Annotated in this window: 20 protein-coding genes; 12 read left to right on the top strand and 8 right to left on the bottom strand. The window is 46.1% G+C overall.

The features are described from left to right. Positions 1–812, top strand: an 812-nt coding sequence (locus V5298_RS13685) for a GGDEF domain-containing protein (protein ID WP_332932008.1), incomplete at its 5' end; no start/stop codon positions are given. Next, positions 809–1270, top strand: a complete 462-nt coding sequence (locus V5298_RS13680; protein WP_332932007.1) for a GNAT family N-acetyltransferase — start codon at positions 809–811, stop codon at positions 1268–1270. The genes V5298_RS13685 and V5298_RS13680, both read left to right, overlap by 4 nt. Positions 1271–1296: 26 nt before the next feature. Here V5298_RS13680 and parE read toward each other — a convergent pair whose 3' ends face one another. The 5 genes from parE to nudF form a co-directional block, all read right to left on the bottom strand. After that, positions 1297–3192, bottom strand: a complete 1896-nt coding sequence (gene parE / locus V5298_RS13675) for a DNA topoisomerase IV subunit B (RefSeq protein ID WP_332932006.1) — start codon at positions 3190–3192, stop codon at positions 1297–1299. Between the two features lie 88 nt (positions 3193–3280). After that, on the bottom strand, positions 3281–3865 hold the full coding sequence (locus V5298_RS13670; protein ID WP_332932005.1) for a YqiA/YcfP family alpha/beta fold hydrolase: 585 nt from the start codon (positions 3863–3865) through the stop codon (positions 3281–3283). Next, a complete protein-coding gene (locus tag V5298_RS13665) occupies positions 3862–4599 on the bottom strand; it encodes a metallophosphoesterase family protein (RefSeq protein WP_332932004.1) in 738 nt (245 codons plus the stop codon). The genes V5298_RS13670 and V5298_RS13665 overlap by 4 nt, the downstream gene beginning before the upstream one ends. Further along, positions 4596–4991: a DUF1249 domain-containing protein gene (locus tag V5298_RS13660; protein WP_332932009.1), complete on the bottom strand. Its 396-nt coding sequence runs from the start codon at positions 4989–4991 to the stop codon at positions 4596–4598. Before V5298_RS13660 ends, V5298_RS13665 begins: the two co-directional genes overlap by 4 nt. Before the next feature lie 38 nt (positions 4992–5029). Further along, complete coding sequence (nudF, locus tag V5298_RS13655; protein WP_332932003.1) at positions 5030–5656, bottom strand: ADP-ribose diphosphatase; 627 nt, start codon at positions 5654–5656, stop codon at positions 5030–5032. A 248-nt stretch (positions 5657–5904) separates the two neighbouring features. Here nudF and tolC point away from each other — a divergent pair, with 248 nt between their 5' ends. Beyond that, complete coding sequence (gene tolC / locus V5298_RS13650) at positions 5905–7284, top strand: outer membrane channel protein TolC (protein WP_332932002.1); 1380 nt, start codon at positions 5905–5907, stop codon at positions 7282–7284. 171 nt (positions 7285–7455) lie between these two features. Beyond that, positions 7456–8274 carry an ion transporter gene (locus V5298_RS13645; protein WP_332932001.1) on the top strand — a complete coding sequence of 273 codons (819 nt, stop codon included), beginning with the start codon at positions 7456–7458 and terminating at the stop codon, positions 8272–8274. A gap of 40 nt (positions 8275–8314) precedes the next feature. On the opposite strand, the gene prsT is transcribed toward V5298_RS13645, so the two are convergent. Continuing rightward, on the bottom strand, positions 8315–11095 hold the full coding sequence (gene prsT / locus V5298_RS13640) for an XrtA/PEP-CTERM system TPR-repeat protein PrsT (protein ID WP_332932000.1): 2781 nt from the start codon (positions 11093–11095) through the stop codon (positions 8315–8317). Positions 11096–11339: 244 nt separating this feature from the next. Between prsT and V5298_RS13635 the strand changes: the two genes are divergently transcribed. From V5298_RS13635 to V5298_RS13610, 6 genes are all read left to right on the top strand, one after another. Next, entirely contained in the window at positions 11340–13067 is a 1728-nt protein-coding gene (locus tag V5298_RS13635) for a DEAD/DEAH box helicase (protein WP_332931999.1), read from the top strand. 146 nt (positions 13068–13213) lie between these two features. Then, a complete protein-coding gene (cysG, locus tag V5298_RS13630) occupies positions 13214–14605 on the top strand; it encodes a siroheme synthase CysG (RefSeq protein ID WP_332931998.1) in 1392 nt (463 codons plus the stop codon). A 75-nt stretch (positions 14606–14680) separates the two neighbouring features. Then, on the top strand, positions 14681–15628 hold the full coding sequence (locus V5298_RS13625) for a hypothetical protein (protein WP_332931997.1): 948 nt from the start codon (positions 14681–14683) through the stop codon (positions 15626–15628). Positions 15629–15883: 255 nt separating this feature from the next. Continuing rightward, on the top strand, positions 15884–16534 hold the full coding sequence (locus V5298_RS13620; RefSeq protein WP_332931996.1) for a peroxiredoxin: 651 nt from the start codon (positions 15884–15886) through the stop codon (positions 16532–16534). Positions 16535–16603: 69 nt separating this feature from the next. Continuing rightward, positions 16604–17473 (top strand): MBL fold metallo-hydrolase, encoded by an 870-nt coding sequence (locus V5298_RS13615; protein ID WP_332931995.1) that lies wholly within the window; start codon positions 16604–16606, stop codon positions 17471–17473. A 7-nt stretch (positions 17474–17480) separates the two neighbouring features. Continuing rightward, positions 17481–17885 (top strand): rhodanese-like domain-containing protein, encoded by a 405-nt coding sequence (locus V5298_RS13610; protein WP_332931994.1) that lies wholly within the window; start codon positions 17481–17483, stop codon positions 17883–17885. Positions 17886–18098: 213 nt separating this feature from the next. Here the strand turns inward: V5298_RS13610 and V5298_RS13605 are convergent, their stop codons facing one another. After that, a complete protein-coding gene (locus V5298_RS13605; protein WP_332931993.1) occupies positions 18099–18899 on the bottom strand; it encodes a sulfite exporter TauE/SafE family protein in 801 nt (266 codons plus the stop codon). A 129-nt stretch (positions 18900–19028) separates the two neighbouring features. Between V5298_RS13605 and V5298_RS13600 the strand changes: the two genes are divergently transcribed. Then, complete coding sequence (locus tag V5298_RS13600) at positions 19029–19481, top strand: Rrf2 family transcriptional regulator (protein WP_332931992.1); 453 nt, start codon at positions 19029–19031, stop codon at positions 19479–19481. Between the two features lie 149 nt (positions 19482–19630). On the opposite strand, the gene V5298_RS13595 is transcribed toward V5298_RS13600, so the two are convergent. Then, positions 19631–21028: a PhoH family protein gene (locus V5298_RS13595; protein WP_332931991.1), complete on the bottom strand. Its 1398-nt coding sequence runs from the start codon at positions 21026–21028 to the stop codon at positions 19631–19633. Between the two features lie 295 nt (positions 21029–21323). Between V5298_RS13595 and rapA the strand changes: the two genes are divergently transcribed. Then, the coding region (gene rapA / locus V5298_RS13590) for an RNA polymerase-associated protein RapA (RefSeq protein WP_332931990.1) at positions 21324–22527 on the top strand (1204 nt) is incomplete at its 3' end.

Genomic DNA, 22527 nt, shown 5'->3' with positions numbered 1-22527 from the left:
CATTCGGATCTATCATGTTATTAGATGCTTTGGCATTGGTGGCATTATGCCAAGGCCCGCGGCGTAAACAAAAAACAAGTTATAACACTACCATCATTGCCTTGGGTTGCAGCCTTTTTCATGGGGCCAGTGCCCTGTTTCTTGTCTATCTCCTTAGCTCCTCTGAACGGTTACCTAGCCCATGGATGGATCAGTATATGGCACTGGCCAATTTAATTGTGATACCCGCTTTATTGCTGAGTCTCTTTTTTATGTATATTTGGCAACGGGAGCTTACCTTAAACACCATCTCCCGCACCGATTCCCTTACCCAATGGTTAAATGGCGTCGCCCTTGCCGATTATGCCCAACGGGAGTTTGCCCGCTGCCAGCGTAGTACGACGTCGTTTGCCTTTATTACTTTTGATATAGACCATTTTGATCATGTCTATGATCACGTTGGTCACCTAGCTGGCGACAAAGCCCTCAAACATGTGGCCAATGTTGCCAAAGAAGCGACCCGAGAGTATGACTACCACTTTCGAATTGGTGGAGAAACCTTTATTGTAATGGTAACAGGGCTGAATATCGGTGACTTTAAAGGCATAGCAGAACGAATACGCACAGCCATCAATCAAGCGCCGTTTTATTTTTCCACCGAAGCCATCACCTTGTCGGTCAGCGTGGGAATCGCAACCTTAGAACAGGGCGATATGAATTGGCAAGCCGTACTGGAACGGGCCGACGAAGCCTTGTACAGTGCCAAAATAAGCGGTCGAAACAAAACCAAATTACTCACAACACATGGTTTAACCTTGGTAAAACACGAATGATCAACTGGCAGTGCCTGGATTTTGCGCAATTATCTACAACCCAGCTCTATACCATCGTACAGGCGCGCATCAATGTATTTGTAGTAGAACAAACCTGCCCTTATCCGGAGCTGGATGGAAAAGATAGACTGGAGGGCGTCAAACATTTATGGGGCACGCTGGATGACAAGCTTGTTGCCTATGCCCGCTTATTGCCCCCGGGTATTAGCTATCCGTCGGTGAGTATTGGACGGGTGCTAACCGACGCTTCGTGCAGAGGCCGTCAGCTAGGTCAGCAATTAATGGAACAGGCTCTGTGCCGATGCGAGGAATATTGGCCGGGAAACGACATCGAAATTGGCGCTCAGGCCCATTTAACCCACTTCTATGGCAAGTTTGGCTTTAAACCCAGCTCTGCGCCCTACCTTGAAGATGACATACCCCACATTGATATGTCCCTTGTGAAAACCACACCTTAATCAGGTGATAGCCAAGGTGGTGTAACTTACAACACCACTTCGGCCATATTGCCTTTGCTTTCCAGCCAGGATTTTCGGTCGCCAGCCCGTTTTTTCGCCAACAACATATCCATCATTTCCAGCATGGCGATGTCGTCATCAACAGTGAGCTGCACCAAACGGCGGGTGTTGGGATCCATGGTGGTTTCACGAAGCTGAATAGGGTTCATTTCTCCCAGCCCTTTAAACCGTTGGACATTGACTTTGCCCCGTTTCTTCTCTGCTTCAATACGATTTAAAATGCCCTGTTTTTCGCTTTCATCCAGGGCATAGTAGACTTCTTTGCCCACATCAATACGGAACAAGGGCGGCATGGCCACGTAGACGTGACCGGCATCAACCAGTGCTCTAAAGTGACGCACAAACAAGGCACATAATAAAGTGGCAATATGCAGCCCATCGGAATCGGCATCGGCCAAAATGCATATTTTACCGTACCGTAAAGCAGAGAGATCTGCGGAATCCGGATCAATGCCCAATGCCACAGAAATATCGTGTATTTCCTGGGAGCCGAGCACTTGGGAGGAGTCCACTTCCCAGCTATTTAAGATCTTGCCCCGTAGCGGCATGATGGCTTGGAATTCTCTATCACGGGCCTGCTTTGCCGACCCCCCCGCCGAATCCCCTTCCACCAAGAACAACTCAGACTGGGAGATGTCCTGAGATGAGCAATCGGTTAATTTACCGGGTAGCGCGGGGCCCTGGGTCACTTTTTTACGGGCTACTTTTTTATTTTGACGAAGGCGGCGCTGGGCATTATTGATGCACATTTCAGCCAGTGCTTCGGCAATATCCGTATGTTGATTTAACCACAAGCTAAAGGCATCTTTCACCACACCGGCCACAAAGCCCGATGCCTGACGACTGGATAATCGCTCTTTAGTTTGCCCGGCAAATTGGGGATCTTGCATTTTTGTAGACAAAATATAGGCGCAGCGATCCCAGATATCATCCGGTGATAATTTAACCCCCCGGGGCATTAGATTCCGAAATTCACAAAACTCGCGCATGGATTCGAGCAAGCCTTGTCGTAACCCATTAACGTGAGTACCGCCTTGGGCTGTGGGAATCAGGTTAACGTAACTTTCGGTAATTAACTCGCCCCCTTCCGGCAGCCACATTACCGCCCAGTCTGCCACTTCCGTATTGCTGGAGAAAGACCCCACAAAGGGCATGTCGTTGGGCAGGGTTTCGTATTCATTTACCGCCTGATACAAATAATCTTGTAAACCGTCTTCGAAATACCACTCGGTGGTATCCCCTGCAACCTTGTTGTCAAAGCGGATCCGCAAACCTGGGCACAATACGGCTTTGGCCCTAAGATTGTGCACCAAACGACTGACCGAAAATTTTGCACTATCGAAATATTGAGGGTCGGGCCAGAATCGGACTCGGGTTCCGGTATTGCGCTTACCGCAGGTATCAATGACGCGAAGTTCTTCGGTTTTGTCACCGTTGGCAAAGTCAATTTGATAGACCTGAGCGTCCCGGCGAATAACCACTTCCACACGGGTAGACAGTGCATTAACCACTGAAATCCCCACGCCGTGCAAACCACCTGAAAAGGCATAGTTTTTGTTGGAGAATTTACCACCGGCATGCAGTTTGGTCATGATTAATTCAACGCCGGAGATTTTTTCTTCCGGGTGAATATCTACCGGCATTCCCCGACCATCATCAATCACTTCTAATGATTGATCTTCATGTAAGATCACCTTAATGGTGGAGGCATGACCGGCTAACGCCTCATCCACGCTGTTATCGATAACTTCCTGGCCCATATGATTCGGTCGTGAGGTATCGGTATACATGCCGGGGCGGCGTTTTACTGGGTCTAAACCGTTAAGAACTTCAATCGCTTCGGAATTATAATTATTCGACATAATGATGGTTTCTTATGACACTGCAAGTAACAGGTATGACTGTTCGGATGATTTTCTGATGGTAGCAGGACAGCCTCAATTGGGCAATTCAACGGCCAAGAAGAAAATCCATGATACTGCTTAAGTGATTTTCATAGTGGACAAAGCTGTGATCCCCACCGTCTTCAATGGTCAGCGCGCTGCCCGCATATTTTTCTTCCGCCAAGCGGTAATCTAACACTTCATCACCGGTTTGCAGTAACACCTTAAACTGCTCTGGCTCAATGATCTCACTGACATCTAAAGCTTTTAGTGCGTCCATATCAGTGGATGAAATCGTGAATGTTTCTTTGGTATAAGGGTTTACGTGCTCACCAATATAATCGAGCAACAACTCAAAAGGCTTAACCGCTGGGTTAACCAGCACCCCACGACCCGCGTATTGGGATAACAGCCAGGTGGCAAGATACCCGCCCATGGAACTGCCAATAACCTTTAGCCCAGCGTCACACAATTGGGGGTGGGCAAGTAGGTAATCTTGTAACTGCTCACCCACCTGAGAAGGGTAATTGGACAGCTGAGGAATATGTAGGGTGACATCGGGATGATGTTGTTCACACCAACGTTTCGTCTGCTGGGCTTTTACTGAGTTGGGGGAACTTAAAAAACCATGAAGGTATAACAGGTGGTTCATGCCACTCTCCTTATCCATGATGACCAGGTTCCATCATCAAGCAATTCAATCAACCGATAGCCGGGCGGAGAAGGAGCCACCGCAAAGGCATCATTTAACGCCCATTGCCAGCAAGTTGATGGCGCAGCAAGCACCGTACTTTTCCCTAGGGTGTATTGCAAAGGCGCATGAATATGCCCGTGTATCAGCAAGACAGGCTTATGATTTTGCCCAAGCCATGATAGCAGCACCTCGGGATTGGCCAGACTGTGTTTGTCCATCCAGCTACCGGTGGGTGCAATATGATGGTGTAAAGCCAATAAGTGCCCACCATGGGGATGGCTTTCCATCGCCTTGGTCACTGCGGCTAATTGTTTTTCATCGATCTTTCCCCGCGCATCAACAAAGCGCGTATCTAAACCGTGAACTTGCCAATTATGCAATGTCCATGGCCTGCCGGCGGTTAGCTGAGTACCGGTAAAAACATCACTAAAAAGCGGCGTGGCATCATGATTTCCGGGGATCACCCGCCAAGGGCAATCAGGCAGAAAATGATCCATCATCGTTAAAAAATGCTGATAACTTTGCCGTGAATCATCACCACTGATATCACCGGTTATCAGCACACAATCCGGTTTTTCCCCTACAACCTGGTGCAACACACGCTTTAGCGCTTCATAGGGGTTAACGTTATAAAAGGAGCGATTATGATCAGCACACAGATGACAATCACTCAGTTGAACCAGTCGCGTCATACAGGCACAGAAACACGCGGTTTATTTTTCAAACAAAACTGTAACCATTCAGCGAGAAAGATATTGATCATCAGCTTCTCGTTACGCTGACGCATCTTGTTATTGGGGTAGTCGTAGGAAGGCGCGAAGGCCCCTGTATTTTGACTGGTGATCACTTCTGCCATGCGCGCATCATGATACAGTCTCACAGACATGGTCGGCTTTAAATAGGCCGGCGTGCCATTACATTCTTGCTCCACGGTTACCGTGGTGGTGTAGCGCGCCGCATCATCAATGGTAATACAATAACTAAATTGGTCAGCCACGCAAAATCGGTACGCCAACGATTCGGTATCGCAGTCGGGCAGCATACGTAAAAACCGGCTGTAATTGAGTTCGCACAATGCCTGCATACTAGGCAAATGTGGAACATATTTGCGTGTGGACTGACTCAAACTTTACTCCAATCTTTCAGTAATGTTGTTTTGTGCATGAAGAACCATTGTAGCGCAATTATGGTGGCGGCATTATCAATTTTGCCATTTTCAAGCCAGTCTTGAGCCTGTTGCTCGCTGACCCGGTGTACACGAATATCTTCTGCTTCGTGCGCTAAACCATGGATCCCCGATGCGGTGGAAGCATCGGTTTGGGCCATAAATATGTGAATTCGTTCCGTGGTACCGCCGGGGCTAGCCAAATAACTCATTGCCGGTGTTACCTGACTTAAACGAATACCCGCTTCTTCCTGAGCTTCTCTGCGACACACATCCTCTTCGCTTTCTCCCTCGTCAATAATGCCTGCAATCACTTCTATTAGCCATGGATTATCGGTGGTCGCCAATGCGCCTATGCGTATTTGTTCAATTAATACAAACTCGCCACGCTGGGGATCGTAAGGCAAAACAGCCACGGCATGCCCCCGTTCGAATATTTCCCGACTGACAAGGTCACTCCATCCGCCCTTAAAAAGTCGGTGTTTGAAATCATAACGCATCATCTTGAAAAACCCTTTATACAAGAGGGATTTTGCTTCGATAATGATGTCTTTTGAGTTAAACGTCTCTATTTTCTTGCTCATTTACATTCACTCTCGCATGTAAAACACAGTATGATAACCTGCAACTTGAAACTGGCATATTTGTCACCATTAGGTTAACGGGCAAAAAATTAAAGAAAAGGCGTAATCATTTAAGCGCTTACAACATATTCTGTTACAGTTGAACATGCCCTGTTACCAAGAACAGACTACCGGTTTGCCGCACGATTTCATACACTTCATTAAATATGAGTCAAGCGAACCGTCAAATTTACAGGAAGGCACATTTAATGAAACGAACACTCTTATCGGTGATGATTGGAATGGGTGTAACAGCTAGTATACCAGCAACGGCTCTTGCAGATGACCTTTTGCAAGTATATCAACAAGCGCTGGCAAACGATCCTGTTGTCCTTCAGTCGAAAGCTGAACGGGATTCCGCATATTCTGGCATCACCACCACCCGCGCAGCCCTATTGCCGCAAATATCCGGAACAATAGGTTACACGATGGCATCATCGGAAAGTACCCAATTTTCCGGCAGCGAAGATAGCTTATCATTGCTTGTGCTTGATTCTGACGTTGATACCTTAAGTTACGGCTTAAGTCTTTCCATGTCCTTGTACGACCATTCAAACTGGGTAGGACTGGATCGGGCAGAAAAAATTGCCGAGCAGTATGACGCGACCCTAGCCTACAACCTACAAAATTTGATTGTGCGTGTTACCACCGCCTATTTTGATGTATTGCGCGCCAAAGATAACCTGGAATTTGTACAAGCCCAGAAAAGTGCCATTGAAAGACAATTAGAACAAACCAAACAACGGTTTGAAGTGGGCTTAACCGCCATTACAGATGTGCATGAAGCCCAAGCAAACTATGACAGCACGGTAGCCGAAGAAATTCAGGCTGAAAATGGCGTGGAACTGGCACTTGAAGCCTTACGGGTGATTTCAGGTAAATACCATGACAAGCTTTTTGAACTCAATACCGATAACTTTTCTGCCACCATGCCACAACCAGAAACCCCTGAAGACTGGTTAAAAACCGCAGAAGATAAAAACTTGTCATTATTAGTGGATCGTCTTGCCCTTGATGTAGCCAAAGAAGATATTTCTCTGGCTCGTGCCGACCATTATCCAACACTGGATCTATCCGCTTCAGCAGGAAGAGACAAATATGACATCTCGGCAACGGGTGCTGATTATTCCACCCCATCTCTTGATAGTTACAGTATTGGTGTTGAACTGACTGTTCCTATTTTCGAAGGGTTTAGCGTTACCGGGGCCACAGAACAGGCAAAGCACAACTATATTGCCGCCAGTCAGGATTTAGAACTGACTTACCGCGAAACCGTGCAATCTATACGTAGCTCATTTAATGATGTGAAAGCTTCCATATCAACCATTCGTGCATTAGAGCAAGCAGTGCTCTCAGCGCAAAGTGCCCTTGAAGCCACTGAAGCGGGCTTTGAAGTCGGTACACGAACCATTGTGGATGTATTAGACAGTACCCAAAACCTGTTTGATGCCAGACGTAATCTCGCCAGCGCTCGCTACGACTTCATTGAAGCCGTGGTTAGCTTAAAACAAGCTGCCGGTACGTTAACGGTGCAGGATGTGGAAGTGATAAACCGTGGTTTACGTCCAATTACGAATAAAGAAAGCTAGCCTTTTGCCGTATTTCCATGATAAAAAGCCGTGTTGCGTATAGCAACGCGGCTTTGTTCATTTTGAATGTCCATAAACGCAACTATGATAAGACATTGGTACCCATTGTATTGACATCTTACCCCTGTTTTCTCACATTGTTTTAATCAACGTATCGTAAACCCAAAACCCATGAAAGCCAGTGAACTCCAAACCCGTTTCGAACGCATCCGAGCTAACAAGACGTTTGAAATATTTGTCATTTCAGTGATCATTATTTCAGCTTTATTGGTCGGTGCAAAAACCTATGACATGCCCCAAGGATTTGCCTCTGTTACCCGTATAACCGATTGGTTTATCAGTGCGTTTTTTCTTCTTGAGATCCTGATCCGCTTTTTAGGTGAAAAGCGCAAACGCCACTTTTTCAAAAATTTCTGGAACTGGTTTGATACCTTAATTGTGGTGATCAGCATGATCCCGGCAGATAGCACCGATCTGGCGGTCATTGGCCGACTTGTACGTGTATTTAGGGTATTACGGATGATCTCCATTATCCCTGAACTGCGCATTCTTTTAGTGTCATTGGTCAAAGCCCTGCCCCAGCTAGGGTATGTGATGCTGCTGATGTTTATTATCTTTTACATCTATGCCGCCATTGGCAGTACCCTTTTTGAGAACATTAACGCCACCTTGTGGGGAGATATTACCATCTCCATGCTCACCCTCTTTCGAGTGATGACCTTTGAAGACTGGACAGATGTCATGTACGAAACCATGGCTGTCTATCCGTTAAGCTGGCTGTATTACCTTACCTTTATCTTCTTTACGGCCTTTGCCTTTTTGAACATGGTTATTGGTATTGTGGTTGGCGTAATGGAACAGGAAAACGCTGCCGCCCGAAAAGAAGCCGCAGCCGAAAATAATGAGCCCACGCTGGATGATATCATGATGGAATTGAAAGCCTTGCGACATACCGTTGAACAACTCTCATCCACTGAGAAAACAAAATAGCCCGCCAATAAGCGGGCTATTTGGGCCTGAACATAACGGCCTACAGACTATATCGAGCGCGCATTCGCTCCGCCCGCTTACTGCCTTGTGCCGTGGTGAAGGTTTTATTACCTAATTTTTGACGAGCAATTTCTTTTCTGCCCATATCCAGTAATACCTGAACATAATTCAAATACACCGTATCAGACACCTTGCCATCTTCCATAACGCTATCGTACAAAGAAAGGGCTTCTTCGTATTTATCCTGTTGCGCCAGGATTTGAGCGAGGGTATCCACAGAATCAGCATTCTTAGGCTGTAAGCCCACCGCTTTGCGCGCCAATTTTTCCGCTTGTTCCAGTTCACCCTCTTCGAAGTACAAATACGCGAGATTATTCAATACCACGAAGTTATCCGGTGACTGCGCTAGGATACCGTCATAAGCCTGCTTGGCGGCGTCTTTGTCCTGTCTAATTAAGCGCTCAGCCTGCATCATTGCAACAAGGGTGTCTTGGGGATGTTTAGACAAGTGTTCATTGATAAAGGCCATGGCTTTTTCACCTTCTCCACCGCTTTCATAAGTCGCCACCACTAAGGCTGCGGCTTTGCTGTTTGGCTTGGCGTTATAGGCTGCCATTGCATCATCAAGGGCGGCTAACCCTTTGCCTTCCAACAGTTTCACCCGTGCTTCAATACTTCGCACCACGGGCAGCTTGGTGACATTTTCAGGGAGTGCATCCAATATGGCTCTGGCGGGTTTAGGCTGCTGGGTTAATGCCAGAAAATGGGCTTTTAACAAGGTCACCTGACTATCGGGGCGCTTGCTTAAAAAGTGATTCGCTAAGTCCAATCCTTCCCGGTATTTTTGCTGGGCATCCAGCAACGCCAACATCCCCAACATCGCGGTTTTATCTTGCGGGAAAAAGCTTAACCACTGTTCATAATGCCCCGCCGCGCCCAGTAAATCATTTTTGCGTATTAATGCCTGTCCTTTTAAATTCCAGAACAAGGGCGGCGTTTGCATGGAAGGTTGGATTGGCTCTAACAAGTTTAATGCGCCGTCGTAATCGTTGTTGGTAAAGGCAATACGGGCAGCCAATAATCTTAGCGGTAAATTATCTTCCCCTTGCTTTAACTGTGCTAACACCCGTTGCTCGACGTCTTTGGCATCAACATTATCGTTAACCGTTGCAATAGCATATAACATCGACAAAGCAGATTCGTTTGCTGGCTCCTTTGCAAGGGCGTCTTCTAACGCGGTGATTGCGTCACTGGCTTTACTTTCCGCCAGCAATAATCGCGCTCTAACTAAATCAATATCCACCGCGTCAGGCTGGAGTGTTGAAGCTTTGTCAATTTCAGCCATTGCCAAGGAGCGATCACCCGACTTAAAGGCAATTTCTGCTAAATACAGGTGAGGAACATGGTTATCTGGCTCTTTATCCGCCCAGTCCTGTGCAGTACTGGTGGCTTTGTCAAAATGCCCGGTACTCATATAGGCAGAAATTAGGGTCCGTTGGGTAGACACCGAATCGGGCGCTTTGGCCGCAGCCGCTTCAAGATTAACCAACCCTTCTACGTCATTTACCGAAAGCTGCAACACCCCTAAGCGGGCTAAATCTTGTGCGGTTTTGCTGGTTTCACTGGATTTCTCGATCATAGCCTTGGCATCCACAAGGTTGCCCTGCTTAAGCAACTGATAGCCAGCTTTACTAAACAGCGACGCATCGTTGGTGCTGTCAGCATCTACCCGATTAAGCACCTGTGACGCGATTTCACCCTCCCCTAACTGTAACAAGCTGTCGGCATACAATTTCAAAGCCGGATGATCATCCGGCAGTTGGGGGACAACTTCGGCAAGATATTTATTGGCCGACACATAATCTTGCATCTGGTAAGCCGCATAGCCGGTCACCAATTTTAACGCGGGGTTATCCTGGCCGCCCTGAATAGCCGTTTCAAGATGTCCTATGGCCTTTTCATACTCACCGGCATTCGCCTCGATAATCCCCTTGTATTGATTGAGCAGTGGATGGGTGGGATTACCGGCTAACAAACTGTCTACCAGCGGATCCGCCTCTTCGGTGCGTCCGGCTTCCACTAATAGCGAAATATACGCAAATTTACTGGTGAGATCTTCTGGATTGTTTTCCACATAATCTTCAAATACATCCAGAGCCGTTTCTCTGTCGCCGGTGGCTAACGACAATTTACCCAATTGCAATAACACATCTTTGTTCTGAGGAGACTGGGTTCTTAAGGTTTTTAATGAGGCAATGGCCTTATCGATATTCTGATTAATAATGTCTCGATAGGTTAATGCCAGACCACGATAAACCGACGTGGTATCCAGCGTTTCCAAATCATCAATAATTGCCAGCGCGTCGGCATCTTTCCCTAATTGGGCTAAGGCCTGCATTTTATAAAAGCCCACTTCAGCAGATTCCACCGCAGTCATGCCATCCAGGCGGTAATCCACTTCGGCCAACGCGTTTTCAGCCCCCGTTTTTTGATAGGCGATAGATAATAACGGCACCACTTCAGAGGCCGGATGTCCCGCATCGAGAGCGCGATTGAGTTCTTTTTCAGCCCCCGCATAATCGCCCATTTGAAGGTACAATTTACCCAGCTCGAAGCGGGGTAACGCGGCTTTCGGATTCGTCTTTATTGCATTTTTATATTCAATAACCGCAGCATCTTGATCGTTGACACTAACAAACTGACGTGCGGCATCAAGATGATCTTCAGTGGATTTTTTACTACACCCGGCCAAACCACCACTTAAACAAGCGGCTACAGCCAGCGAAAGCAAAAACGTTTTTCCTGCTCTTTTATTCTTCATCCTTTCACCTTTTTTTTTGCTATTCATCCAAACAATCGTCCTTCATCTCGCACAATGCCAGTTATTAGATTATAATTGCACAAAATTAAGTCAGTAATTTCATATGCTAGGCACCGCTTTCACTGTATGATAAAGGGATTACATGTAATTCCATGGCAACCGCCAAGCGAATGGAATATAATACACTTTTAGTAATATATGCTGGCTAAAGCCAAGCGCCCCTATCTATTCATCAGGATACTTAATGACCAATACTGTCGAGCTGACATTTAAAGACCTCAACTTACCACCAAGCATCTTACAAGCTCTGGAGAAAGTTGGCTACGAAAAGCCTTCTCCTATTCAGGCTGAAAGTATTCCACTTCTGCTTGAAGGCCATGATCTTCTCGGTCAGGCTCAAACCGGAACAGGTAAGACGGCAGCTTTTGCTTTGCCAATGCTCGCGAATATCGACCCCGATGCTAAGCTCCCTCAACTGCTGGTTCTCGCACCAACTCGCGAACTGGCAATACAAGTAGCAGAAGCATTTCAGGTTTATGCTAGTTTTTCAAAAAAAATCAAAGTGCTACCTGTATACGGTGGTCAATCTTACGATAACCAAATTCGTCAATTAAAGCGTGGTGTTCAAGTTGTTGTTGGCACACCGGGACGAATTATCGACCATATTAAACGCAAAACATTAAACTTAGGTGAATTAAAGTATCTTGTATTGGATGAAGCCGACGAAATGTTACGCATGGGCTTTATTGACGATGTTGAGACAATTCTCAGTCATGCGCCAGCAGAAAAACAAACCGCTTTGTTTTCCGCCACTATGCCCGGCCCAATCAAAAAGATTACCCAGCGGTACTTAAAAAACCCCAAACATGTCAAGATCGAATCAAAAGTCAGTACTGCAAGTACCATTCGCCAACGGTATTGTCAGGTAGCCCCCCATCATAAATTGGAAGCGCTCACTCGCATTATGGAAGTGGAGCCTTTCGATGGCATGATTATTTTCGTACGCACGAAAACAGCCACCGTTGAACTGGCCGATAAATTATCGGCGCGAGGCTTTGACGTAGAACCGCTAAATGGCGATATACCGCAAAACGCCCGCGAGCGAACGGTAGAAAAAATCAAACAAGGTAAGATCGATATTCTTGTCGCCACAGACGTGGTAGCTCGTGGTTTGGACGTTGAACGCGTTAGCCACGTCATTAATTTCGATATTCCTTACGATACTGAATCCTACGTACACCGAATTGGCCGTACTGGCCGTGCCGGACGTAAAGGCGAAGCGATTCTGTTTATCTCTCACCGCGAAAAGCGCTTGTTGTTTGCCATTGAAAAAACCACTCGCCAACCGCTAGAACGGATGCCGATCCCGTCGATTAACGAGTTAAACGAAACCCGTTTAAGTAAGTTTAAAGATGCGGTACGCGATGCGACCACCGATGATAGCTTGGAATCCTTGATGCCCATTGTGGAAGCATTACAAGAAGAAACCGAAGCGTCTCCTGAGCGTTTAGTGGCCGCTCTAATCAAGCTGGCACAAGGTGATGAGCCTCTGTTATTGAAAGAAACAGACCGCCCAGACTTGCACAGTAAGGCACCACCTAGAGAAGATCGTGGTGACAGAGGTGAGCGTAGTGGCCGTAGAAACGAACGCGCTGAGCGCGGCGAACGTCGTGGTAAGCGGGCACCAAGCAAACCGGAAGCCGGAATGCAGCGCTATCGCATCGATGTGGGTCATACCCATGGTGCCAAACCGGGTAACATCGTTGGCGCCATTGCCAATGAAGGAAATATTAGCAGTAAGCAAATTGGTGCCATAGAGATCTTCGATAAATTCAGTACCGTGGACTTGCCTGAAGGCATGCCAAGAGAAACCAAAGAGCTATTGCAAAATACCCGCGTGGCTGGGCAACGTTTATCCCTTCGGGAGTGGTCAGATACGCCGCCGAAGCGACGCCAACCCCGTAAAAACTAATATAACAAGGCAAGCGAAAGCTTGCCTTTTTTATATCTTTTTGAAATATAAATGCACAAAATCGATTTTTTGTTCATAACAAAAGGCGCGACAATAGGGGCTGTACCAAGCAACCGTAACTTCGTTTTTTAAGGACGACTTCATCCATGCGTTATTTCCCCTTGTTTATTGATACTCACGCAGCGCAATGTCTCATTGTCGGTGCGGGGGAAGTGGCAGCTAGAAAATTAGAACTGATCCTGAAATCTGAAGCAAAGGTCACCGTGGTTGCCCCTCAAATGTGTAGCACAGTTGCCGGGTATCAAGATCACCCTAGCGTGACCCTGATACAGCGTCCGTTCCAAGCGCAGGATTTAGAGAATAAAACACTGGTTTTTGTGGCCACCAGCGACAGCGAACTTAACGCCAGCATCCATGATTTAGCGGTGCAACGGGATATTCTGGTCAATGTTGTGGATAACACCCCACTGTGTCAGTTTATTACGCCATCCATTATCGACCGCTCGCCCATCGTTATAGCCCTAAGCAGCGGCGGTGTTGCACCGGTATTGTTACGCTATTTACGGCAAAAACTCGAATCTCTGATCCCATCAAATATTGCCCGTTTAGGCGCCTTTTCTGAAAAATTTCGGGAAAAGGTTAAATCGTCCCTGGCAGGTGTGACGGCACGGCGCTATTTTTGGGAAGATGTATTAGATGGTGATATCGCCGAACTCGTAGAAAAAGGTCAGGAAGAAAAAGCCGATAAGAAATTCTTAGAAGCATTACAAGGGGCACAAACCGAGCAAAAAGTTGACGGGCAAGTTTATCTGGTTGGCGCCGGTCCCGGTGATCCGGATTTGCTGACCTTTCGCGCCTTGCGGTTAATGCAAAAAGCCGATGTGGTGATCTATGATCGTCTTGTCTCTCCCGCCATTCTTGAATTGGTACGCCGTGATGCGGAAAAAATTTATGTTGGCAAAGCCAAAAGTAATCACTCACTGCCTCAACAAGACATCAATGCGTTAATGGTAAAGGAAGCCCGTAAAGGTAACCGAGTCGTCAGATTAAAAGGCGGTGATCCCTTTATCTTCGGCCGCGGTGGTGAAGAAATACAAGAACTCATTAAAGCCAATATCGATTTTCAGGTGGTGCCCGGCATTACCGCCGCATCGGGCGCAAGTACCTACGCGGGTATTCCCCTGACTCACCGTGATCATGCCCAATCCGTTACCTTTGCCACCGGTCACTTAAAGGACGGTACCGTTAATTTAAACTGGCCAGCGCTGGCCCATGCGAATCAAACCATCGTGTTTTATATGGGGCTGACGGGATTACCGGTCATTTGTGAAAAATTAATTGAGCATGGTCTTAGTGACAGCACGCCCATTGCCCTTATTCAGGAAGCCACCCGAGATGGTCAGCGGGTGGTAACCGGCACCTTATCGTCAATAAACGATAACCCGCAAGTGGCCACACTCGAGCCACCTACATTAATTATTGTGGGCACAGTGGTGTCATTGCATAAAGAATTAGACTGGTTCTCCCAAACCCAATAAATAATGCTTAGCTGCGGATTTTAAGATTTGCTGGTTTTGCGCCATAATCAAGATGGCAAATCTTTAGGGCTAGGTATGACAAATCATCTTACAATACCATTTTTGCTGCTGTGTACCACATTGTGTGTAAGGGCAGAACAAGTGTCTTTTTCCGTTCAGGCCGTGGATGACAAGCAGCAGTTTTCATATGTCTGGACAGATGCCAATTCTCAACAGCAGGACATACACTTTTATCTTGACGCACAAAGCCTAACCACGGCATCGTCGATACAAAGGAACTACCGTCCCGCACTGGCCATGCGTTTTGTTACCGTTAAACTATTAGAAGAAGCCCGCCAATACGATCCTAAAGAAGCAACCATTCAGATCCGCCAACAAGGTGAGAACATTGCCATTAGGGTACAGTCGCGAAGTAAAGCAAAAATTGATGCCATTCAACGCCATTTATCGTCGGTGAAAGAGACCGCTTTTGATGCGTATTTACAAGAAAACTACTACACCCGATATAAAAATACCTACAACCAAGAAGTCATTAAACCCGATCATACCCGCTATATCCGTGAGACCACCAAAGGGCTTGTCCCTCTGTCACAGGCGTTTTATGAAAAAATACATCAGCGGTCAGATGCCCGAGAGTACATCAACATGTTGTTAGGTTGGGTACAAAATATTCCCTATGATCCCATTTTAAACCGCCGTGAAAGTAACGGTTCCGGCTTTGCACCACCCCCTCAGCTATTGCTGGAAAACAAAGGGGATTGTGACAGCAAATCCGTGCTTACTGCTGCCATTATACGGGCTTTTTTACCCGATACGCCCATGGTGCTCATCCTGTTACCTGAACATGCGTTACTGGGGATCGCGCTGATGCCTCAAGGCGACGACAAGACCCTGACAGCAAAGGAAGAAACCTACGTATTGTTCGAGCCCACAGGGCCGGCGTTGTTTAAAATGGGAGAAGTCGCCGACAGTACTGCTTTAGCCATTGCGCAGGGAAAATACACATTAGAAAAAATACAGTAACCCTTTTTTCAATGTCCCCTTCTACATTGGGGACTTGAACGCACCAATACCCTCACAATCACATTCTCTTAAGATAACTCCCTTCCATTCACTGGGAAGGCTCTTGGGTCGTAATTAAGACATTTAAACCATCGACACTCTGGTTAAGTGATTAAAGCGATGAAGCCCTTCAGAAAAACATATTAGCAAAAACTGATATATTACTGTAAATTTAATTGGTATTCTAAATACACATTAAATGAAAAGGTAATTTCTATGACGACTGAAACGCAAGATACGGTGACTTTTCCACAGCTCAACCGTCCGGCGCCTGACTTTAGCGCTAAAACCACTCATGGCCCAAAATCACTTTCTGATTACAAAGGAAAATGGTTGGTGCTTTTTTCTCACCCAGCAGACTTTACGCCTGTATGCACAACAGAGTTCATTGGCTTTGCTAATGCGGCAGACAAGTTCGCGTCACTAAATACAGAACTCTTAGGTCTATCAATCGATAGCACACACTCTCACATCGCCTGGGTTCGCAATATCAAAGAAAACTTTGGTGTAACAATACCTTTCCCAATTATTGCTGACCTTTCCATGGAAGTAGCCAAGGCTTATGGCATGGTTCAACCTGGCGCTAGTGATACCTCCGCCGTTCGGGCTACGTTTATTATTGATCCTGAGGGCGTCTTGCGCGCTATGGTGTATTACCCAATGAGCAACGGCCGAGCAATCAATGAATTTGTTCGACTCGTTGAGGCGCTGCAAACCAGCGATACCCATAGTTGTGCTACACCAGAAAATTGGAAAGTGGGTGAAGACGTCATCGTTCCTCCGCCACACACGCTTGAAGACGCGGAAAACAGAGAATCAGAAGGTCACAACTATGTAGACTGGTATTTTTGCAAAAAGTCTCTGTAATTCTCAAGTTTTCTAGCTACTTATCAGTGATGTAGACACGCTACATCACTGCCATTTAAGGAAAGCACTATGAATACGCAAATTGAAATAACCTCGTTTTTAGATAGCGATAGTGAAACATTTACCTATGTGGTTGAAGACAAAGTCACTTCCAAAGCTGTTGTTATTGACCCTGTTCTAGATTTCGATTATAGCGCTGGTCGGATCCATACAACCGGTGCTGAAAAAATAGCTGAATTCATTGACAACAAAGGGTTGAAGGTTGAGTGGGTGTTAGAAACACATGCACATGCCGACCATTTATCTGCTGCACCATTTTTCAAACACAAATATAACGCATCAATTGGAATTGGTGCTCATATCAAACAAGTGCAAAAAACATTTAAAGCACTTTTCAATTTAGAAAAAGAATTTTTACCCAATGGCGCGCAATTTGACAGGTTATTTGAAGACGGCGATATACTGGAAGTGGGTCATCTCAAGTTCGAGATCCTGCACGTTCCTGGTCACACGCCAGCCGATATCGCTTACCTGCTAAATGGGGGATCCGTGTTCGTTGGCGACACCCTGTTTATGCCCGATGTGGGTACCGCGCGCTGCGACTTCCCTGGCGGAAGCGCTACAACCTTGTTCGATTCAATACAAAAAATCTTAGCGTTGCCAACTGAGACCAATATTTATGTTTGTCATGACTATCCAACGGAGCACCGGCGTCACGAGAGTCAAGTGACGGTTGGCGAACAAAAAAAATTCAATATCCATGTAAAAGATGGCATTACAAAGTCTGAATTCGTCAAGATGCGGGAAAACAGAGACGCAACCTTAAGCATGCCCAGGTTGATACTCCCGTCCATACAGGTAAATGTTCGCGCGGGAGAACTTCCTCCAGCCGAAGATAACCAGGTTAGTTACATAAAAATCCCCATCAATCAATTGTGAGCACACCATGAAAACAGCAAGTGTTTATATTAGTGAAGTAAAAGCATCGATTAAGGAAATATCGGTAAGCGAACTCGCTGTTGCATTGTCGCAACCGGATATTGTTTTAATTGATGTAAGAGAAAGTGAAGAATATCAGCATGGTCATATACCAGCTTCAATTAACTATCCAAGGGGGCTACTTGAAACGAAAATTAGAAACCACCCTCTCGTAGCACACTTCTGTGAAGAGACAGATGCCATCAATGAATTAGCAAAGATGAGCATTTATCTGATTTGCAGAACGGGTGGGCGATCTGCACTCGCTGCAAAATCCCTGTCTGACATGGGGCACAATTCTGTATTCTCGGTAACAGGGGGCATGGAAGAATGGAATAGAAGAGGGCTCGCTATCACTACACCAAAGCCGTGAATTCCCGACTAGCAACCTCTAAGCAGTGACAACCGCATAGCAAGCGGGTTATATAAATGCCCCAGCGACCTATAAACTCATAATGAGAATGCTAGGTCGGTTTTACCGACCCCATGAGGAATAACAAACCCGCGATTTGCACCCATTTGATTACAATAAAACGATGCAGATTTAATCCCAATGCGTCATCAACTAATCTATCTCAAATACACATTACAAGAGCTCTTTTGACAAAATGAAAACGGCAATGACTAAGATGAAAAAAGCAAAGAACTTTTGCAAAGTTGCGCCATCCAGTTTTCCCGCTATTTTTGTGGAAATTGCCATGCCAATGAATGTCGCTAGCAACATAAGTGGTAACAAAGGCACCGCTAACTGGGCCCCCCTTTGTAAATCACCGGCAAACCCAAGCAATGAATTCAGAGCAATGATAAACAGAGAAGCACCCACCGCTTTTTTCATGGACATGTCTAAAAAGAGAACGAGGGCTGGAATAATAAGAAAGCCTCCCCCCGCGCCCAAAGTGCCAGTAATCACACCCACAACGGCGCCTCCTACGGCAATCAAGCCAATATTCTCAGACGTTTTTTCAATGCTTGCTGGGGAGGATTCCGTTTTGCTATAGGCCTTTTTTAACATCATGGCGGCAGAAGCAAGCATAAGCGTGGCAAATAACACCATGATGCCAAGGTTTTTATCTATCTTCAGCGTGTGAATTGTAAGGGTATCGGGTATCGCTGGCATTAAATAGGCCCTAGTAAGATAGACAGTGAAAATAGACGGAACGGCGAACAATAAAGATGCCTTTACGTCTACCAAGCCTTCTTTGAAATATCTAACGGCGCCATAAGCGGCTGTTGCCCCAACAATTAACAGGGAATACCCCGTCGCAATTTCAGGTGTCACCCCCATCAAATAAACCAATATAGGTACGGTAAGAATAGATCCCCCACCACCGATTACACCAAGCACGACGCCTATTAGCACCGCTGCCACATAGCCTAGAATGATCATTCCACACCTTATTTCATTTTAATATAACTTATAACCTAATATACAATAACGTGTATTTTAAATATATATTTAATTAACCCATCACGGTAGAATTATCCCAATCACGCTAATCGTTTTTTTAAATACCCCATGAAGATAAATACTTTTACTAATCTGGCTTTCAGAGTGCTGATCTATCTTGCCCTTAGACGTAACCAAACCGTGAAGACCGGTGATATAGCCAAGTCATATGGGGTTTCCTACAATCATCTGAAAAAAGTAATAACGTTACTCATTGAACATGAATACATTTTGGCAACGAAAGGGCGTGGTGGTGGTATCAGGCTAGCATTGGAGGCCAACGCGATTAATATTGGGAAGGTATTCAGACTCACAATTGAAGATGTTGCATTAGCGGAATGCTTTGCTTCACCTAGTAACAAATGCGTCATATCACCAACCTGTAGATTGAGAACCATTCTACAGGATGCAACGTCTATATTTATTGCTGAGCTTGATAAATACACACTCTCAGACTTAGTAGAAGGAAGAGAAAATGCCCTCGCGAACCATCTGGCAATAGACGTTATTGAACTGAAGTAAGCTCAGTTTTTTTAGTTAAATGGTGCCCGTGTCCACATGCCAAAAAGACAATGACTCAATGATATGAGGTTCGAGCACCATTTACCTCGTATAGCCCCCAACATCCCCTAGAGGCTAAGCACAGCAAAATAGGGGGATACGATTCCCAGCTATAACTCTTGCTCCGCAAACTCCGCCAGACGTGAGCGCACCACACCATCCAAATTAATGGTGGCACTACCGGAGAAATTCTTAAATCGCTCCACAAGATAGGTTAACCCGGAGGTCACCGCACTCAAGTAATTACTGTCAATTTGTGCCAGGTTTCCGGAGCAAATCAACTTAGTGCCTTCGCCACAGCGGGTAATGATGGTTTTTAACTGCGCCGCGGTGAGGTTTTGTGATTCATCCAAGATCACAATGGCATTTTGAATACTTCGCCCGCGCATAAAATTCACTGATTTAAACTGAATATTGGCCTTTTCCATAATGTAATTCATGGAGCTTTTGGCATTTTCATCATGTTTATGCAGCACTTCCAGCGAATCGGTAATAGCGGCAAGCCAAGGCGCCATTTTCTCTTCTTCGGTGCCCGGTAAAAAGCCAATGGATTCGGCAATCTCTGGCGTAGAGCGGGTGACGATAATCTTATCGTACATGTTCTTTTCCACCACCATTTCCAGCGCAGCAGCCAAGGCAAGTAAAGTTTTACCACTACCAGCAGGACCGGTAAGGATAACTAAATCAATATGAGGGTCGAGTAAGGAATGCAGCGCCATGGCCTGACCAATATTCTTTGGCGAAATCCCCCAGGCATGTCGACCCATTAACCGTTCATAACCGAGATCCAGCACTTCCAACGTATCAGCGGTCATCCCTTCTATGAGCCCTGCAAATTGATGGCTGTCGTCCAACAAATATTCATTAATATAAGGGTCTGGCATCACATTTCGAGCCACCGTATGAATGGTATCCCGTCCCTCAGAGCGACTTTCAACAGATTTTACTTTCTCCCAGAAATTACCCTCAAACTTATAAAAGCCTTTTGAAAGATACTTAATGTCACTGATTAATTGGTCAGTGCGGTAATCCTCCACATGCGCTAAACCCGCGCCTTTGGCTTTTAAGCGCATATTTAAATCTTTGGTCACCAGCACCACTTGCTGGGGCGCATAGGTTTTTTGCAGGTGTAACGCCACGTTGATAATACGATTATCGTTCTCGTTACTGGTAAATATTTGTTGCGATTCAGCCATATTGAGATCAGCGAAGATGGATAACGCACCCGTAGGTTTGTTCTCCCCAGCTCCCATGCCTTCTAAAGAAACGCCTGCAAGCATATCTTCGGGGGTGGCATCATGAAGCAAATCTTCCATGGATCGAATTGAAACCCGTGCATCACGGGCCACATCTTTTTTACTGTCTTTAATATAATCCAGCTCTTCAAGCACTGTCATTGGCACAACAACATCGTGTTCTTTAAATGAGAGAAAAGCGTGAGGTTCGTGTAGCAGGATATTGGTATCTAAGACATAAATTTTTGTGTCTGTGGACTTTTTTTTTGGCATCCTTCGCTCCGACAAGAGTAATACAGGGCCCGCCTAACTGCTGACGTGCAATCAAGAGTCTCGCTCAGGAGAAGATGTGGTCGTCGAACCGGACGCTCTACTCCGTGTCGCGTCGACTTTCAATTCCACCATAATCCAGTTTTCCCAACTTATCACTTTTTTTTACTGTTTTTTTTTATGTTAGGGTTAGCCCCACAATCGAAAACGGGTCTGATGGCGTTTAAATGGTGGGTTCACCTTTATCTAACATCACTCAGACAGTACAATACCGGCCGCTAAAAATTAAGGTATCACTATGAATTCAGTCAGTGCATTTTCCGTTGGCCAACGCTGGTTAAGTAACACCGAGTCAGAATTAGGCTTAGGCGCCGTCCTTAAAGTAGATTTTCGTTCTGTGGAAATTCTATTTCCCGCTACCGGCGAAAGCCGCATGTACACGAAAGAAAATGCCCCCCTTACCCGTCTGGTTTTCAAAGAAGGCGATACCATCGCCAGTCAGGACGGCTGGCATTTGTATGTTCAACACGTGGAAGAATCTAACGGTGTACTGATTTATCACGGCATGCGTGAAGATACCAAAGAAACCACCAAACTGGCGGAAACCTTACTCGATCACAACATCCGACTGAATCAACCAGAGCAGCGGTTATTTAATTTCCAAACCGATCCGCCAAAATGGTTCGATTTACGAGAACGGGCCCTGGCTCACCAACATGAGTATCAGCAGTCATCCACCATAGGCTTATCTGGCGCCCGTATTGAACTTATCCCCCATCAGTTACACATTGCATCGGAAGTGGGTAACCGACACGCGCCACGGGTTCTGCTCGCCGATGAAGTCGGTTTAGGAAAAACCATTGAAGCAGCCTTAATTATCCACCGTCAAATTCAAACCGGTCGTGCCCAGCGCATTCTCATCGTGGTACCTGATTCATTGGTACATCAGTGGCTGGTGGAAATGCTAAGACGGGTAAACTTATCTTTTGCTATTTTTGATGAGAGTCGTTGTGAAGCGCTAGACGAATCGGGCACCAACCCCTTTGAGAATGAGCAATGTATTTTATGCAGTATTGATTTTCTTAAAGCATACCCCAAGCGCCATCAACAAGCGTTAGAGGCCGGCTGGGATTTACTGGTGGTGGACGAAGCCCATCATTTGGCATGGTCCACAGAAGCGCCGTCTGACGCCTACTTGCGTATTGAAGCCTTAGCCGCGCAGACGCCCGGGGTTTTATTATTAACCGCCACACCGGATCAATTAGGGCATGAAAGTCATTTTGCCCGTTTACGACTCCTTGATCCTGCCCGATTCCACGACTACAACGCTTTTTTAGAAGAAGAAAGCCACTATAGTGCCCTGGCAGAAGCGGTCACGCCGTTACTGGATGATGGCCCCCTTAGCGATGACGCCTTAGCGACGCTCAATGCCTTGGCACCGGATGTTATTGCCCGTTACGATGATTTAAACGACGATGCCAACAAGCAAGCCATCCTCACCC

It is taken from the genome of Alteromonas sp. 14N.309.X.WAT.G.H12, from assembly GCF_036697315.1.
In the GTDB taxonomy this organism is placed as follows: Bacteria; Pseudomonadota; Gammaproteobacteria; order Enterobacterales; family Alteromonadaceae; genus Alteromonas.
This window is presented reverse-complemented; position numbering and strand designations above follow the sequence as displayed.